Source organism: Belnapia sp. AC561 (assembly GCF_979252845.1).
Genome location: NZ_CEEDBP010000259.1, coordinates 1 through 265 on the forward strand (window position 1 = coordinate 1; position 265 = coordinate 265).

General features: G+C 64.9%; 1 protein-coding gene. It reads left to right on the top strand.

Translation table 11 applies throughout. The annotated features are described in order from the left end of the window. Positions 1 to 67: 67 nt before the first annotated feature. A partial coding sequence (locus tag AC0IW9_RS30995) for a glycerophosphodiester phosphodiesterase (protein ID WP_471652140.1) occupies positions 68 to 265 on the top strand: 198 nt, incomplete at its 3' end.

Consider the following 265-nt stretch of genomic DNA (forward strand, 5'->3'; position numbering starts at 1 on the left):
ACCATGAGCCGCGCGCGGCCCAGCCGGCACCGGCGTCCAACTAAGCATCCATCAGCAAGGAGCAACCGTGACCCTGAACTACGGCCACCGCGGCGCCAAGGGCGAAGCACCGGAAAACACCCTGGCAAGCTTTCAGCAGTGCCTCAAACACGGCGTGCGCCGCTGCGAACTCGACCTGCACCTGTCTCGCGACGGCGAGCTGATGGTGATTCACGACCCGACCCTGAAACGCACCACGGGCCATCGCGGCAAAGTGGTGGAACAC